Annotated in this window: 2 protein-coding genes; both read right to left on the bottom strand. The window is 75.6% G+C overall.

All coding sequences use genetic code 11. The annotated features are described in order from the left end of the window. Positions 1–34: 34 nt before the first annotated feature. A complete protein-coding gene (locus LNK82_RS14920; RefSeq protein ID WP_443706257.1) occupies positions 35–15,973 on the bottom strand; it encodes an SDR family NAD(P)-dependent oxidoreductase in 15,939 nt (5,312 codons plus the stop codon). An 80-nt stretch (positions 15,974–16,053) separates the two neighbouring features. After that, entirely contained in the window at positions 16,054–17,358 is a 1,305-nt protein-coding gene (locus LNK82_RS14915) for a methylaspartate mutase (protein ID WP_230567626.1), read from the bottom strand. Between the last annotated feature and the right edge of the window lie 23 nt (positions 17,359–17,381).

Below are 17,381 nucleotides of genomic sequence, written 5' to 3'. Positions count from 1 at the left end.
CAACCGATGTGTCCACTGAGGACCGTCCCCACTCTCAGTCGTCGTCGCTCGCGGCGAGCGCGGCGCGCACCAGGTCGTCCACGTCCAGGTTCTTGATCAGGTCGCTCTGGTCGGTCGGGCCGTCCGAAGCGGTCGGCGCGGCCGGACGGCCCGCGTCGGGCGTCCCGGCCAGCGCGAGGATCGCGTCGAGCAGACCCGCGGCGCGCAGCGCGTCGACCGGGACCGACGTGAGGGCGCGGCGGACCGCCTCGTCGTCGTGCGCCGCCGGGGCGGGCGGGGTGACCGGAACGGGCGCGGCGGTCGGTGCGGGCGTCGCGGCCGGGATCAGGTCGGACACCTCTTCGAACAGGTAACCGGCCAGGGCGCTCGGGTTCGGGTAGTCGAACATGAGCGTGGCGGGCAACCGCATGCCGGTCGCCGTCTGGAGCCGGTTGCGCAGTTCGATGGCGGCCAGGGAGTCCAGGCCCATCTCGGTGAAGCCCCGGTCGACGTCGATCGCCTCCGGCTCGTCGTGCCGGACGGCCGCGACGTGCGTGCGGACCAGGTCGAGCAGCACGCGTTCCCGCTCGTCGTCGGGGAGGCCGGCCAACCGCTGTTCCAGCGACACGGGCGCGGGCTTGGCGGCGGGCGTGGCCGTGCGGTCCGCGGCGGCGGCGACCCGGGTCGGGGTCGTGCGCTTGGCGACCTCGCGCAGCATCGCCGGGACCGGTGCGGACGACGCGGCCAGCGCGGCGGCGTCGACGCGCATGGGCACGAGCACCGGCTGGTCCAGCGCGACGGCCTCGTCGAACAGCACGAGCCCTTCGGCGGACGACATCGGCGGCAGGCCGAGCGCCGCCAGCCGCTGCTCCTCCGCGCCCGCGTCCACGGTGCCGCCGCCCAGGCCGGTCACCGTGGTCCACAGGCCGAACGCGAGCGCCGTGGCGGGCAGGCCCTCGGCGCGCCTGCGCTGCGCGAGCGCGTCCACGAACCGGTTCGCGGCGGCGTAGTTCGCCTGACCGGTGCCCAGCACCAGCCCGGACACCGACGAGAACAGCACGAACGCGGTCAGGTCGGCGTCACGGGTCAGCTCGTGCAGGTGCCAACCGCCGTCGACCTTGGGGCGCAGCACCCGTGCCAGCCGGTCCGCGTCCAGCGAGTCGACCAGCGCGTTGTCCATGACGCCCGCCGCGTGCACGACACCGCGCAACGGGTGCTCGGCGGGCACCCCCGCCAGCAGGTCGGCCAGCGCCGCGCGGTCGGCCACGTCGCACGCGGCCACCTCGACCCGTGCGCCCAGCTCCGCCAGCTCGGCGACCAGCGCCGCCGCGGCGGGCGCGGTCGCGCCGCTGCGGCTGGTGAGCAGCAGGTGCCGCACGCCGTGCACGGACACCAGGTGGCGGGCCATCAGCGCGCCGAGGCCGCTCGTGCCGCCGGTCACCAGCACGGTGCCGTCGGCGTCCCACGGCGCCGCCCGCTCCGGGTCGGACGTGGACACCTCGGCGAGCCGCGGCACGCGCACGTCGCTGCCCCGCACGGACAGCTCCGGCTCGTCCAGTGCGACCAGCGCCGGCGTGATCCGCCCGTCGAGCACGTCGACCAGCACGAACCGGCCGGGGTGCTCCTGCTGCGCCGCGCGCACCAGACCGTGCACGGCGGCCTGCGCCGGGTCCACGTCGTCGGTGTCGACCCCGCCGCGCGTCACCACCACCAGCCGCGACCGGTCGAACCGCCCGTCGGCGAGCCAGCGCTTGAGCAGGTCCACCACGTCGGACAGCACGCGCCGCGTGGAGCCGGGCACGTCGCCGTCACCCGACGGGCACCCGAACCACACGACCTCCGGCCCGGTCGCGGCGAGCGCGTCCAGGTCGTCGAACGCGGGCACGCCCGGCAGGTCCACGTCGCCGAGCACGGCCCACCGGCCCGCCGGCGCGTCACCCGCCGCGCCGAGCGGCAGCGAGACCCAGCCGAGCCGGAACATCGACTCGCGCGGCCGGGTGCCGGTGGACGCGGCGGCGGCAGCGGCGACCCGGTCCGGCGTCACCGCGCGGACCACCAGGGACCGCACGGTCGCCACCGGGTTGCCGGTGGTGTCGGCGAGTTCCAGGCGCACGGCGTCGGAGCCGACACCCGCGTCGGAGTCGACCCAGTTGATCCGCACCCGCAGGTGCGCGATGCCCCCGGTGTGGACGGTGACGCCGGTCCACGCGAACGGCAGCTGCGACGCGCCGACGTCCTGCGGCTTGCGCCCGCCGAGGAAGTCGGTGGCGCTCAGCGCGGCGTCGAGCAGCGAGGGGTGCAGCCGGAACCGGGCGGCCTCGGTCCGCGCCTCCTCGGGGAGCGCGACCTCGGCGAAGATCTCCCGGTCGCGCCGCCAGACCCGCTTGAGGCCGCGGAACATCGGCCCGTAGTGGTAGCCCTGGCTGGTGAGGTAGTCGTAGACGTCGGAGATGTCGACGACCTCGGCGCCCGCGGGCGGCCACTCGCGGTGGCCGACGTCGAACTCCTCGGGGGTCGGGTGCTCCTGCGCGAGCTCCGCCAGCACACCGGACGCGTGACGGGTCCACCGCACGTGCGGCGGCGCGTCCTCGACCCGCGAGTACACCGCGAACGACCGGCGACCGCCCGCGTCGGCCTGCTCCACCACGACCTGCACGGCGGTGCCGCCGGTCAGGGGCAGCGGCATCAACGCCTCGATGGTCAGCTCCTCGACCACGGGGCAGCCGACCTCCTCGCCCGCGCGCACGGCCAGTTCGACGTACGCGGTGCCGGGCAGCAGCACGGTGCCGAGGACGTCGTGGTCGGCGAGCCAGGCGTGGGTGTCCAGCGCCAGCCGCCCGGTCAGCGTGACGCCACCGGACTCGGGCGCCACCACGACCGCGGTGAGCAGCGGGTGGTCGGCGTCCACCTGGCCGGCGCCGGTGACGCCGGTGTTCGCGGGTGCCATGTCGAGCCAGAACCTCCGTCGCTCGAACGCGTACGTGGGCAGGTCGGTGCGCCGCGCGCCGCGCCCGGCGAAGTAGGCCGACCAGTCGGGGCCGCCGGCCGTGACGTGCAGCCCGGCCAGCGCGGTGAGCAGGGCCTCGGGTTCGGGCCGGTCCTTGCGGACGGCGGGCGCCAGCACGGCGGGCGCGTCGTCCAGGCAGGCGTCGGCCAGCGCGGTGAGCACGCCGGTCGGGCCCAGCTCCAGGAACCGGGTGACCCCGGCGTCGGCGAGCGCGCGCATCCCGTCGGCGAACCGCACGGCCTCGCGGACGTGGCGCACCCAGTAGTCGGGCGAGCCCAGGTCGGCCGCGGTGGCGAACCCGCCGGTCAGGTTGGACACGACGCGCAGCCGCGGCGTGCCGTAGTCGAGGCCGGCGGCGACCTCCCGGAACTCCGCGAGCACCGGTTCCATCAACGGCGAGTGGAAGGCGTGGGAGACGCGCAGCTCCGTGCCGCGGAAGTGGGCGGTGACGGCCCGGACCTCCTCGGCGACGCCCGAGACCACCACGGACTCGGGACCGTTCAGGGCGGCGATGCCGACGCCCTCGGTGAGCAGCGGCACGACCTGGTCCTCGGTCGCGCGCACCGCGGCCATCGCGCCGCCGGCGGGCAGCGCCTGCATGAGCCGGCCGCGGGCGGCGACCAGCGTGCAGGCGTCGGCGAGCGACAGGACGCCCGAGACGTGCGCGGCGACCAGTTCGCCGATGGAGTGGCCGAGCAGCACGTCCGGCGTGACGCCCAGCGACTCGACCAGGCGGAACAGTGCGACCTCGAACGCGAACAGGCCGGTCTGGGTGAACCGGGTCTGGTCGAGGTCGGTGCTGTCCTGGTCGAACATCAGGTCGCGCAGCGAGCGGCCGAGCAGCGGGTCGAGGTGCGCGCACACCTCGTCCAGGGCCTCGGCGAACACAGGGTGCGCCTCGTACAGCTCGCGGCCCATCCCGGCGCGTTGGGCGCCCTGCCCGGAGAACAGGAACGCGGTGAGGCCGTCGCCCGCGGCTGCCCCGGTGACGACCGCGCCGCCGGCGACCGCGCCCGTGGAGAGGTCGGCGAGGTCGCGCAGCACCTCGTCCCGGCTCGCGCCCAGCACGACCGCGCGGTGCTTCAACGCGGCCCGCCCGGTGGCCAGGGAGTAGCCGACGTCGAGCAGGCTCACGTCGGGGTCGGCCTCCAACCACGCCTTCAGCCTGGCCGCCTGCTCGGGCAACCGGCTCTCCGCCGCTGCCGAGAGCACCAGCGGCACGAGACCGGCGTCGGGTTCCCGCTCGTCGGACGCCGGCTCCACCACCGGCTCGTCCGGCGCCTGCTCGAGGATCACGTGCGCGTTCGTGCCGCTGAGCCCGAACGAGGACACGGCGGCGCGGCGCGGACGTCCCGCGGCGGCCCACTCCACCGGCTCGGTCAGCAGCCGCACGTCGCCCTCGGTCCAGTCGACCTGCGGCGACGGCTCGTCCACGTGCAGGGTCCGGGGCAGCACGCCCCGCCTCATCGCCATCACCATCTTGATCACGCCGCTCACACCGGCCGCCGCCTGCGCGTGGCCGATGTTCGACTTGACCGAGCCGAGCCACAGCGGCCGGTCCGGCGTCCGGTCCTGGCCGTAGGTGGCGAGCAGCGCCTGCGCCTCGATCGGGTCGCCGAGCCGCGTGCCGGTGCCGTGGCCCTCGACCACGTCGACGTCCGAAGTGGACAGACCGGCGCTCGCCAGCGCCTGCCGGATCACGCGTTGCTGCGAGGGGCCGTTGGGCGCGGTCAACCCGTTGGACGCGCCGTCCTGGTTGATCGCCGACCCGCGCACGACCGCGAGCACCCGGTGGCCGTGGCGGCGGGCGTCGGACAGCCGCTCCACGACGAGCAGGCCCATGCCCTCGGCCCAGCCGGTGCCGTCGGCCGCGCCGGCGAACGCCTTGCACCGGCCGTCGGCGGACAGCCCGCGCTGGCGGCTGAAGTCCACGAAGATGTCCGGGGTCGGCATCACCGTGACGCCGCCCGCGATCGCCATCCCGATCTCGCCCTGGCGCAGCGCCTGGACCGCCATGTGCAGCGCGACCAACGACGAGGAGCACGCCGTGTCGACGGTGACGGCGGGCCCTTCCAGGCCGAGGGTGTAGGAGACCCGGCCGGACGCGATGCTGCCCGCGCTGCCGTTGCCGAGGTACCCGGCCAGGTCCTCGGGCACTTCGCCGGGACGGCTGCCGTAGTCGCCGTACATGACGCCGACGTACACGCCGGTCCGGCTGCCGCGCAGCGTGGTCGGGTCGATCCCGGCGTCCTCCAACGCCTCCCAGGAGCCCTGCAGCAGCAGCCGCTGCTGCGGGTCCATGGCCAGCGCCTCGCGCGGCATGATGCCGAAGAACTCGGGGTCGAACTCCGCCGCGTCGTGCAGGAACCCGCCCTCGCGGACGTACGTGCGGCCCGGCTGCCCCGGTTCCGGGTCGAAGATGCCGTCGACGTCCCAGCCGCGGTCGGTGGGGAAGCCGCCGACCGCGTCCCGGCCCTCGGCCACCAGCCGCCACAGGTCCTCGGCGTCGCGCACGCCACCGGGGAAGCGGCAGCTGATGCCGACGATCACGACGGGGTCGTCCGCGACGGCGGACGTGGTGACCGGAGGCGGTGCGACGGCGGCGGCGGTCGTCGTGAGGGAGCCGTCGATCAGCGCCGCGACCGCGCGGGCCGTCGGGTGGTCGAACACCAGCGTCGCGGGCAGCCGCACGCCGGTCGCCGCGGTGAGCGCGTTGCGCAGCTCGACCGCCGCGAGCGAGTCCACGCCGAGGTCCCGGAACGGCCGGTCGGCGTCGATCGCGTTCGGGCTCGCGTGGCCCAGCACCGCCGCCGCGCACGACCGCACCACGTCGAGCACGGCCCGCAGCCGCTCCGCGCCGGACAGCCCGGCGAACCGGTCGTCGGACGCCCGGCCCGCGCGCACCGGCCGACCGGCGAGGCCGCGCAGCAACGCGGGCAGCTCGTCGGACCGCGCGCGCAACGCCGCCCGGTCGACCGGCATCGGCGTCACCACCGGGTCACCGGTCGCGAGGGCGCTGTCGAACAGCGCGAGGGCGTCCTCGACGGCCATCGCGGGCGTGCCGAGCCGTGCCATCCGGTCCAGGTCGGCGTCCGCGAGCGGACCGCCCAGCCCGGTGTCGACCGCCCACATGCCGAACCCGAGGGACGCGGCGGGCAGGCCGGCCGCGGCGCGGTGGGCCGCCAGGGCGTCCAGGAACACGTTGGCGGCGGCGTAGTTGCCCTGCCCGGCGGCCAGCACGGTGCCGCCCGCCGAGGAGAGCAGCACGAACGCCTTCAGGTCGCGGGTCAGCTCGTGCAGGTGCCACGCGCCGTCCACCTTGGGCCGCAGCACGGCGTCCGTCCGCGCCGCGGTCAGGTCGCCGACCAGCGCGTTGTCGGCCACGCCCGCCGCGTGCACGACGGCGGTCAGCGGGTGGTCCGCGGTGATCCGGTCGAGCAGGGCGGCGACGGCGGCGCGGTCGGTGACGTCGCACGCCTCGACCCGCACGTCCGCGCCGAGCCCGGTCAGCTCGGACCGCAGGTCGTCGGCGCCGGGCGTCTCCGCGCCGCGGCGGCCGGTGAGCACGAGCCGCCGCGCGCCGTGCTCGGTGACGAGGTGCCGGGCGAGGATCGCGCCGAGCCCGGTGAGGCCGCCGGTGACGAGCACCGAGCCCTGCCAGGCGGCGGAGGGGTCGGCGGTCGCGGGCGCCGCGGCGACCAGCCTCGGCACCAGCGCTTCACCCGCCCGCAAGGCGATCTCCGGCTCACCCAGGGCGACCGCGGACGCCACCAGCTCGGCCGACGCCGTGCCGTCGTCGTCCACCAGCACGACGCGGCCCGGGTGTTCGGCCTGGGCGGCGCGCACCAGACCCCACACGGGGGCCTGCGTCACGTCGATCGCGTCGTCACCCGAGGTGGCGACGGCCCGCGTGGTGCGGACGACGAGCGTCGAGGAGGTGGTGCGGTCGTCGGCCAGCCACGTCCGCAGCGCGTCGAGGACGTCGACGACGACCGCTCGGGTGGCCTCGGGCACGTCACCCGAGCCTGGCGCGGCCACGAGGACGTCGTGCTCGGGGGCCGGACCACCGGTCCGCACGCCCACCCGGCTCCAGTCGACCCGCCACAGCGCACCGGACGACACCGCGGCCCGGCCGAGCTCTCCGGCCGTGACGGGGCGGCTGACCAGCGAGCGCACCGACAGGACGGGGTTGCCGGAGCCGTCCGCGACGGTGATCCCGGTGACCTCCTCGCCACGCAGCCGCCGCAGCCGCACCCGCAGGTCGGTCGCGCCCGACGCGTGCAGCGACACGCCGTTCCACGAGAACGGCAGCAGCGTCGCGCCCGCCGCGCCACCGTCCGCGTCCAGCAGGTCGGCGTGCATCGCGGCGTCGAGCAGCGCCGGGTGCAAGCCGAACCGGCCGGCGTCACGCCTGGCCTCCTCGGGCAGCGCGACCTCGGCGAACACGTCGTCACCGCGCCGCCACGCGCGCCGCAGGCCCTGGAACGCCGGGCCGTAGGCGTAACCGCGGTCGACCAGCCACCGGTAGGCGTCGTCCACGGGCACCTCGGCGGCGCCCGGCGGCGGCCACTCGACCAGCTCCGCCGTCGGCGGGTCGGCCACCGGGCCGAGCACGCCGGTCGCGTGCCGCACCCACGGCATGTCGTCGCCGTCGGCGCGCGAGTACACCCGCACCGAACGCGTGCCGTCGTCCTCGGCCTGACCCACGACCACGCGCAAGGTCACGCCGACGTGCAGCGCGAGCGGCACTTCGAGGGTCAGCTCGTCCACGTGCCCGCAGCCGGCCTGCCGCCCGGCGCACAGCGCCAGCTCCACGAAACCGGTGCCCGGCAGCAGGACCGTGCCGAGCACGTCGTGATCGGCGATCCACCGCTGCACACCCGTCGAGAGCCTGCCGGTGAGGACGACCCCGCCGGAGTCCGGCTCCACCACGGCGGCGCTCAGCATCGGGTGGTCCACCCGGTCCAGGCCCGCGGCGGTGACGTCACCCTGCCCCGGCTGCACGTCCAGCCAGTAGCGCTCGCGCTGGAACGCGTAGGTCGGCAGGTCCACCTTGCGGGCGTTGCTGCCGGCGAAGAACGCGGACCAGTCGACGGTGCCGCCGGCGGCGTGCAACCGGCCGAGGCCCGTCACCGCCGTGACCGCCTCGTCGCGGCCCTTGCGCTGCAACGGGATGCCGTGGTCCACCAGGGCGCTGAGCACACCGTCCGGCCCGACCTCGACGAACCTGCTGACGCCCTGGTCCCGAAGGTGCGTCACGGCGTCGTGGAACCGGACCGCCTCCCGGACGTGCTTCACCCAGTGCTCCGGGTCCGTCACGTCGCCGGTCGTGGCGATCGGGATCTCCGGTTGCCGGAAGGTCAACTCCCCCACGACAGCGCGGAAGTCGTCCAGCATCGGGTCCATGAGGGTGGAGTGGAAGGCGTGCGACACCGAGAGCCGCTTCGACTGCTCGAACCGCGCCGCGACCGCCAGCACCTCGGCCTCAACGCCCGACACGACGACGGAATCCGGCCCGTTGACCGCCGCGATGCTCACACCGTCGGTCAGCAACGGCAGCACGTCGGCTTCGGTGGCCTTGATCGCCACCATCGCGCCGCCTTCAGGCAACGCCTGCATCAGGCTCGCGCGGGCCGACACCAACCGGCACGCGTCGGGGAGCGACAGGACCCCGGCGACGTGGGCGGCCGCGATCTCACCGATCGAGTGGCCGGCCAGGAAGTCCGGCCGAACGCCCCACGACTCCAACAACCGGTACAGCGCCACCTCGAACGCGAACAGAGCGGGCTGCGTGAACTCCGTGCGGTTCAGCCGTTCCGCGTCCTCGCCCCACACCACATCCCGCAGGACGGGGTCGAAGCCGGCCAGCACCTCGTTGAACGCGCCGGCGAACACCGGGAACGCGGCCGAGAGCTCACGACCCATCCCAGGTCGCTGCGAACCCTGACCCGTGAACAGGAACGCGGTCTCACCGCCGGCACGCGCCGCCACCGGCACCACACCGGCCAGCGCGCGCACCAACTCGTCACGATCCCGACCGACCGCCACGGCCCGGTGCTCGAACGCCGACCGCGCCGTCACCAACGACAACCCGACGTCCACCGGGCGGACGTCGGCGTCCACGAACGACGCCAACCGCGCGGCCTGAGCACGCACCGCCTCGGCCGAACGACCGGTCAACACCCACGGCACCACGGGCAGCTCGACACCGGCCACCTCGGGCTCGACCGGCTCCTCGACGGCCTGCTCGACGATCACGTGCGCGTTCGTGCCGCTGATCCCGAACGACGAGATGCCGGCCCGACGCGGCCGGTCCTCGACCGCCCACTCCCGTGCCTCCGTGAGCAGGCGGACGCCACCGGCGGTCCAATCCACGTGCGGCGACGGCTCGTCGACGTGCAGCGTGGACGGCAGGACCCCGTGCCGCATCGCCATGACCATCTTGATGATCCCGGCGACACCGGCCGCGGCCTGCGTGTGACCGATGTTCGACTTGATCGACCCCAACCACAACGGGGCATCCTCAGCGCGGTCCTGGCCGTAGGTCGCCAGCAACGCCTGCGCCTCGATCGGGTCACCCAACGTCGTGCCCGTGCCGTGGCCCTCTACCACGTCGACGTCCGAAGTGGACAGTTGCGCGCCGGCCAGGGCCTGGCGGATCACCCGCTGCTGCGACGGGCCGTTGGGCGCGGTGAGGCCGTTGGACGCGCCGTCCTGGTTCACCGCCGAGCCCCGCACGACCGCCAGGACCTGGTGCCCGTTGCGGCGGGCGTCCGACAGCCGTTCGACCAGCAGGACGCCGACGCCCTCGCTCCAGCCGGTGCCGTCCGCCGCGCCCGCGAACGACTTGCACCGGCCGTCCGGCGCGAGACCGCCCTGGCGCGTCATGTCGACGAACGTGTCCGGGGTGGACATCACGGTCACGCCGCCCGCGAGCGCCAACGAGCACTCACCGCGCCGCAGCGCCTGGATGGCCAGGTGCAGCGCGACCAGCGACGACGAGCACGCCGTGTCGATGCTGACCGCGGGGCCTTCCAGCCCGAGGGCGTAGGAGACCCGGCCGGACACGACGCTGGCCAGGCTGCCGTTGCCGTGGTAGCCGGCGAGCTCCTCCGGCAGCGGCCCGAGGCGCAGGCCCCAGTCGTGGTACATCACGCCCGCGAACACACCGGTGTCGCTGCCCCGCAACGACACCGGGTCGATGCCGGCGCGTTCGACGGTCTCCCACGCGGTCTCCAGCAGCAGCCGCTGCTGGGGGTCCATGGCCTGCGCCTCGCGCGGGCTGATGCCGAAGAAGTCCGCGTCGAACTCGGCCGCGTCGTAGAGGAACCCGCCTTCGCGCGCGGCGCTGGTGCCCGTGCGGGCGCGTTCCGGGTCGTAGAGGTCGTCCGGCCAGCCGCGGTCGCCGGGGAACACCGAGATGGCGTCCGCGCCGCCGGACACCAACCGCCACAGGTCCTCCGGCGAGGCCACCCCACCGGGGTAGCGGCAGGCCATGCCGACGATGGCGATCGGCTCGTCCACCGACGCCTCGGGCGCGGGTGCGGCGACCTGGGGGCGGGCCGCCGCCGTGCCGCGCACCAGCTCCGCGAGGTGTCCGGCGAGCGCGGCCGGGGTGGGGAAGTCGAACGTGAGGGTGGCGGTCAGGCGCAGGCCGGTGGCCGCGCCCAGCCGGTTGCGCAGCTCGACCGCGGACAGCGAGTCGAACCCGAGCTCGCTGAACGCGCGGGTCGCGCCGATCGCGTCGGAACCGGTGTGCCCCAACACGTCCGCGGTGGTGGCGCGCACGAGGGCGAGCAGCGCGTCCTGCCGCTTCGCCTCGGGCAGCGCCGCGTACTTCGACCCCGGCGCGTCGGCGACGGCGGGGCGGCGGGCCGGGGTCGGCACGAGGCCGCGCAGCATCGGCGGCACGTCGTCCGGGCGCTTGCGCAGGCCCCGGGTGTCGACGCGGGTGGGCACGAGGGTCGGTTCGGCGCTGCCGAGCGCGAGGTCGAGCAGTTCCAGGTTCTCGGCGGCGGAGAGGGGTTCGAGGCCGGAGCGCGCGATGCGCCGCAGGGCCGCGTCGTCCAGGCCCGCGCCCATGCCGGTGTCGGTCCACAGGCCCCAGGCCAGCGAGGTGGCGGTGGAGCCGGCCGCGCGGCGGTGGGCGGCCAGCGCGTCGAGGAAGACGTTCGCCGCGGCGTAGCCGGCCTGGCCCGGTGCGTCGAACAGCGTGGCGGTGGAGGAGAACAGCACGAAGGCGGCGAGGTCGCCGGCCAGCTCGTGCAGGTGCCAGGCCGCGTCGACCTTGGGCCGCAGCACGGCGTCGAGCCGCTCGGGGGTCAGCTCGCCGACGAGGCAGTCGTCCAGCACACCGGCCGCGTGCACGATCGCGGTGAGGGGGTGGGCGGGGTCGATGCCGTCGAGGAGGGCGCGGGTGGCTTCGCGGTCGGCCAGGTCGCACGCGGCGACGGTGACGTGCGCGCCCAGTGCGGTCAGCTCGTCGCTGAGGCTCGCCGCACCGGGCGCGTCGGCACCGCGCCTGCCGACGAGGAGCAGGTGGCGAACGCCGTGCGCGGTCACGAGGTGCCGCGCGACGTGCGCCCCGACACCGCCCGTGCCGCCGGTGACCAGCACGGTGCCGGCGGTGTCGACGACAGTGCCGGCGGTGTCCGAGGGCGGTGGGGTGGCCGTGTCGAGGGTGCCCGGCGGTGTGGCGGGCGCGGCCGCCAGCCTCGGCACGAGGACCTTGCCGTCCCTCAGCGCGAACTCCGGCTCACCGGTCGCCACCGCCGCCGCCAGCGCACGATCGGACTCGGGCGAGCCGTCGAGGTCCGCGAGCACGAACCGGCCGGGGTGCTCGGCCTGCGCCGACCGCACCAGGCCCCACACCGGCGCGAGCCGCAGGTCGGGCGCTTCGCCGTCGACCGGCACCGCGCCGCGCGTCACGATCACCAGCGGGGAGTCCCCACCGCCGGCCGTCCACTCGCGCACCCGGTCGAGCACCGCACCGGCGACCGCGCGCACCGCGTCCGGCACGTCGCCGTCCACCGGCTCCACCCGTGCCACGGCGAAGTCCGCGCGCACGGGATCCGGCACGACCGCGAGCGGCGTCCACGCCACCCGGTGCAGCGAGGCCGGGCGGCCGGCGCGGGCGGCGCGCAGCTGCTCCTCCGACACCGGCCGCACCAGGTACGAGCCGATCGACGCGACGGGCACGCCGTCGCCGTCGGCGAGGTCGAGGCGGGCCTCGTCGTCACCCGTCGCGGTGATCCGCACGCGCAGCGCGGACGCGCCGGCGGCGTGCGGCACGACCCCACCCCACCCGAACGGCAGCCGGGTCGTGCCGGTCGCCGAGGCCGGCCACGCGAGGTCGGTGGCGTGCAGCGCGGCGTCGAGCAGCGCGGGGTGCAGGCCGAACGCCGCGCCGTCCACGCCCTCGGGCAGGGCGACCTCGGCGAACACCGCCGAACCCAGCCGCCACGCGGCGCGCAGGCCCTGGAACGCCGGGCCGTAGCCGTAGCCCTGGTCGGCCAGCTCGTCGTAGATCCCGGAGACGTCCACGGGTTCCGCGCCGGCGGGCGGCCACTCCGTCAAGTCGACGGGCACGACCTCGGCGGTCGGCACGAGGACGCCGTTCGCGTGCTTGGTCCACGCCTCGTCGAGGTCCGCGCCCTCGGCCCGCGAGTACAGCTCGACCTCGCGCCTGCCGTCAGCGTCCGCCGCCCCGACGACGGCTTGCAGCGCCACCGCGCCGGCCGCGGGCAGGGCCAGCGGCGCGGCCATGGTCAGCTCCTCGACGGCCGCGCAGCCGACCTCCCGGCCGGCGCGCAGGGCGAGTTCGAGGTAGGCGGTGCCGGGCAGCAGGGCGCTGCCGCCGATCGCGTGGTCGGCCAGCCACGGGTGGCTGCGCAGCGACACCCCGCCGGTCAGCACCACGCCGTCGGAACCGGCCACGCCCACGGCCGCGCCGAGCAACGGGTGCCGGACCGCGGACTGGCCGGGCGCGGCGTCGACGGCGCGCGGCGCGGTGAGCCAGAAGCGCTGCCGCTGGAACGGGTACGTGGGCAGCTCGACCTGCCGGGCGCCGCGGTCGGCGTAGAACGCGCGCCAGTCCACCTCGCCGCCGCGGGCGTGGGCGAGCGCGACGGCCGACACCAGGGACCGCTCCTCGTCGTGACCGCGGCGCAGCACCGGCGCGGTGGCGAGGTCGGTGGCGTCCACGCAGTCGGGGACCATGGCCGACAGCACGGCGTCGGGGCCCAGCTCGACGAACGTGCTCACGCCCTGCTCCACCAGGTGCCGCACGCCGTCGAGGAACCGCACGGGGCGGCGCACGTGCTCCGTCCAGTGGTCCGGCGAGGCCAGGGTGGCGGCGGTGACGGGCGCGCCGGTCAGCGTCGAGACGATCGGGACGCGCGGCCGGGAGTACGTGACGACCTGCGCGAGCCGGCGGAACTCCGCCAGCATCGGGGCCATGAGCGGCGAGTGGAACGCGTGCGACACCCGCAGCTGCTTCGTGCGCCTGCCCAGGCCCGCGAAGTGGGCGGCGACGAGCGCGACACCGTTCTCCTCGCCCGACACCACGGTGGACCGGACGCCGTTGAGCGCGGCGATGTCCACGTCGTCGGCCAGCAGCGGCAGGACTTCGTCCTCGGTGGCCTCCAGCGCCACCATCGCACCCACGCCGGGCAGCTCGCCCATGAGCCGGCCGCGCGCGGCGACCAGCAGGGCGGCGTCGGCCAGCGACAGCACGCCCGCGACGTGCGCGGCGGCCAGCTCGCCGACGGAGTGGCCGATGAGGTGGTCGGGGCGCAGGCCCCAGGACTCCAGCAGCCGGAACAGCGCGACCTCGACGGCGAACAGCGCCGGCTGCGCGTACTCGGTGCGGTGGACGAGTTCGGCGGTCGGCGTGCCCGGCTCGGCGTGCAGCACGTCCCACAGCGAGGTCGCCAGCTGGAGGTCGAGGTAGCCGATCGCCTCGTCGCGCGCCTTGGCGAAGACGGGGAAGTCGCGGTAGAGCTGGGCGCCCATGTCGGGGCGCTGGCTGCCCTGGCCGGTGAACATGAACGCGAGGCCGCCGGTGCGGGCGGAGCCGACGAGCACGTCGGACGCGGGCTCACCGGCCGCGATGGCGCGCAGCCCGCGGCGCAGCTCGTCGCGGTCCGCGGCCACCACCACGGCGCGGTCGACGAGCGCGGCCCGCGTGGTGGCCACCGAGAAGCCGAGGTCGGCGGGCTCGGCGTCGGCGTCGAGCAGCCGTTCCGCCTGGGCGCGCAGCGCCTGCTCACCGCGTGCGGACACCACGACCGGCGTCACCTGGCGCGGCCGGACGTCGCGCGGCACCGCGTCGGCGTCGTCCGCCGGCGGCTCCTCGATGATCACGTGCGCGTTGGTGCCGCTGATGCCGAACGCGGACACGCCGGCGCGCCGCGGCCGTTCGCCGCGCGGCCACGCCACCGGTTCGGTCAGCAGCCGCACCTCACCCGCGGACCACGTGACGTTGGGCGAGGGCGCGTCGACGTGCAGGGTGCGCGGCAGCACGCCGTGGCGCATCGCCAGGACCATCTTGATCACGCTGGCGACGCCGCCCGCGGCCTGGGTGTGCCCGAGGTTGGACTTGACCGAGCCCAGCCACAGCGGACGGCCCTCGGGCCGGTCCTGCCCGTAGGTGGCCAGGATCGCCTGCGCCTCGATCGGGTCGCCGAGCCGGGTGCCGGTGCCGTGGGCGTCCACCGCGTCCACGTCCGCCGCGGTGAGGCCCGCCTCGGCCAGCGCCTGCCGGATCAACCGCTGCTGGGACGTGCCGCTCGGCGCGGTGAGGCCGTTGCTCGCGCCGTCGGAGTTGACCGACGAGCCGCGCAGGAGCGCCAGCACGGGGTGGCCGTTGCGGCGGGCGTCGGACAGCCGCTCCACGACGAGCAGGCCGACGCCCTCGGCGAAGCCGGTGCCGTCCGCGGCGGCGGCGAACGCCTTCACCCGGCCGTCCGGGGCCAGGCCGCGCTGTCGGCTGAACGCCGTGAACATGCCGGGGCTGCCCATCACCGCGACGCCGCCGACGAGCGCGAGCGTGCACTCGTGCCGGCGCAGCGCGTTGGCCGCGAGGTGCAGCGACACGATGGAACCGGAGCACGCCGTGTCGACGGTGACGGCGGGCCCTTCCAGGCCGAGCACGTAGGCGACGCGGCCGGACACCACGCTGGGCGCGTTGCCCGTCATGAGGTAGCCGTCGAGGCCTTCGGGCGCCTCGTGCACGTGGACGCCGTAGTCGTGCACCTCCGCGCCGACGAACACGCCGGTGCGGCTGCCGCGCAACGAGGTCGGGTCGATGCCGGTGCGCTCCAACGCCTCCCAGGCCGTCTCCAGCACCAGGCGCTGCTGCGGGTCCATCGCCACCGCCTCGCGGGGGCTGATGCCGAAGAAGTCCGCGTCGAACAGCGCGGCGGTGTCGAGGAAGCCGCCCCGGTCGACGTAGCTCTTGCGGGGCGCGTCGGGGTCTGCGTCGAAGTAGTCGTCGAGCGCCCAGCCGCGGTCCGCGGGGAACGGCCCGAGCACGTCGCGGCCCTCGTCCACCAGGGACCACAGGGCTTCCGGGTCGTGCACGCCGCCGGGGAAGCGGCAGCCGATGCCGACGATCGCGATCGGGTCGTCCGCGTCGTCGGCCGAGCGGGTCGCGACCGGCGCGATCGTCGCGGGCGCGAGGCCGAGCAGTTGCGCGCGCAGGTGCTCGGCGAGCAGCGCGGGCGTGGGGTGGTCGAAGGCCACGGTGGGTGGCAGCGCGAGGCCGGTGGCGGCGTTGATCCGCGTGTGCAGGTCGACCAGCGCGAGCGAGTCGAGACCCAGGTCGCGGAACGCCACCGCGTCCCGCACGGACACCGGCTCGCCCGGCCGCACCTGTCGCAACGCCGCCAGGGCGTGCCGGCGGACGAGCTCGACCAGGACCCTGGTCTGCTCGGGTGCGGAAAGCTCCGCCAGCGACGCGGTCAACTCGGACTCGTTCATCTGCACTCTCCACGCATTCGCCGTCGCACGCTCGTTGCACGAAAACAGGGACGACCGCCCCGGCACGCCCCTAGCCGACCCCTGACCTAGCGCTCCGGGCTCGTGGGCAGGGATACGGGGTGGTGGTCGGGGAGCCCGGGGAGCTCCGGCTCGCCGTCGTAGGCGCGGCGCACGTACGACAGGTCGGCAAGCAGGCCCGAGGACGTCACGTGCCGCCCGCCGGTGGGCGCCACGAGGTGGCGCAGGGGCAGGTTGCCCAGGTCCGACCAGCACAGCCGACCGCGCGCGTCGAGGTGGCTGCGGGTGCGGCCCGCGTTGTCCGGGTGCAGGCAGTAGGGGATGTCGAGGTAACCCCGCTCGAACGCGCGCAGCAGGGCCGTGCCGACGTCGCCCGCGAGGTCGAGCACCGCGTCGACCAGCGCCCGTGCCTCGGCATAGGTCTGGCTGTCCTGGGGCGCGGGTCCGGCGGTGCCCGCACGCGCCGCGGCGGCTGCGTGTTCGAGCGCCGCCACGTTCTCCGCGATGGTGGGGATGCGCCGGGACTCCGCGACGGTCTTGACGATGAGGCGTTCGGACCCGGTGGTCACGGCGAGTTCAGCGGCCTTGCCGAGCAGCCGGTACGCGCCCGCGGGCGTGGTGGGGTAGGCGCCCATGTAGGCGTAGACCACCACGTGCCAGTCGGCGACCCGCAGCAGTTCGCCGCACAGCCGGCGCAACGCGGCCACGGCCTCGACGTCCTGCTCGTGGTTGGTCTGCTGGGCGTAGCTGACGGAGATGCTGCGGATGCCGTTGGCGGCGAAGAACAACGCCTCCAGCACGCTGATCGCCACGAGTTGGCTCGGCGGGCACAGCTGGCCGAGCATGCAGCCGCCGAAGGTCTCCACGTGCGGTTCGACGCCGAAGTCCCGCAGCGCGGTGAACCTGGTGGCGGCGTCGGCCCAGTTGCGCACGGACTCGGCGAGCGGTGTGCGGCCGTAGGGCAGGCAGTACGAGACCGGACCGCCCTCGGTGGCGTCGATCCGCAGGCGCACCAGGGCGGACACGATGTCACCCGGCACGGCCGAGCCGTGTCGCACCTGGACCGGGAAGTCGTCGTCGCGGAGTCCGTCCAGGACTCCGGCCGTGGTCTCGGGGAGGTGCGTCACGATCGGGTAGCCGTTGAGCGGCATGCCGTCGGCGAGCGCCGTCTCGGCCGCGGCGAGGTCGCCGACGCGGGTGTAGCTGTCGAGCGTGATGGTGCCGACGGTGGTGGCGCGGGCGTGCTTGGTGGCCATGAGCCCGGCGCGCATCCGCTCGGGCGAGTCGAACCCCATGCGCGGCTGCACGACCAGGCCGTCGCGCCGGGCGGCGGTGCGCACGAACTCACCGAACCCGACCGGCCGGGTGCCCATCGCGCCGGTGGTCCGCCCGACGA

The organism is Saccharothrix luteola (assembly GCF_020859565.1).
In the GTDB taxonomy this organism is placed as follows: Bacteria; Actinomycetota; Actinomycetes; order Mycobacteriales; family Pseudonocardiaceae; genus Actinosynnema; species Actinosynnema luteola.
The sequence above is the reverse complement of the archived record's forward strand: the minus strand, read 5'-3'. Positions and strand labels throughout refer to the sequence as shown.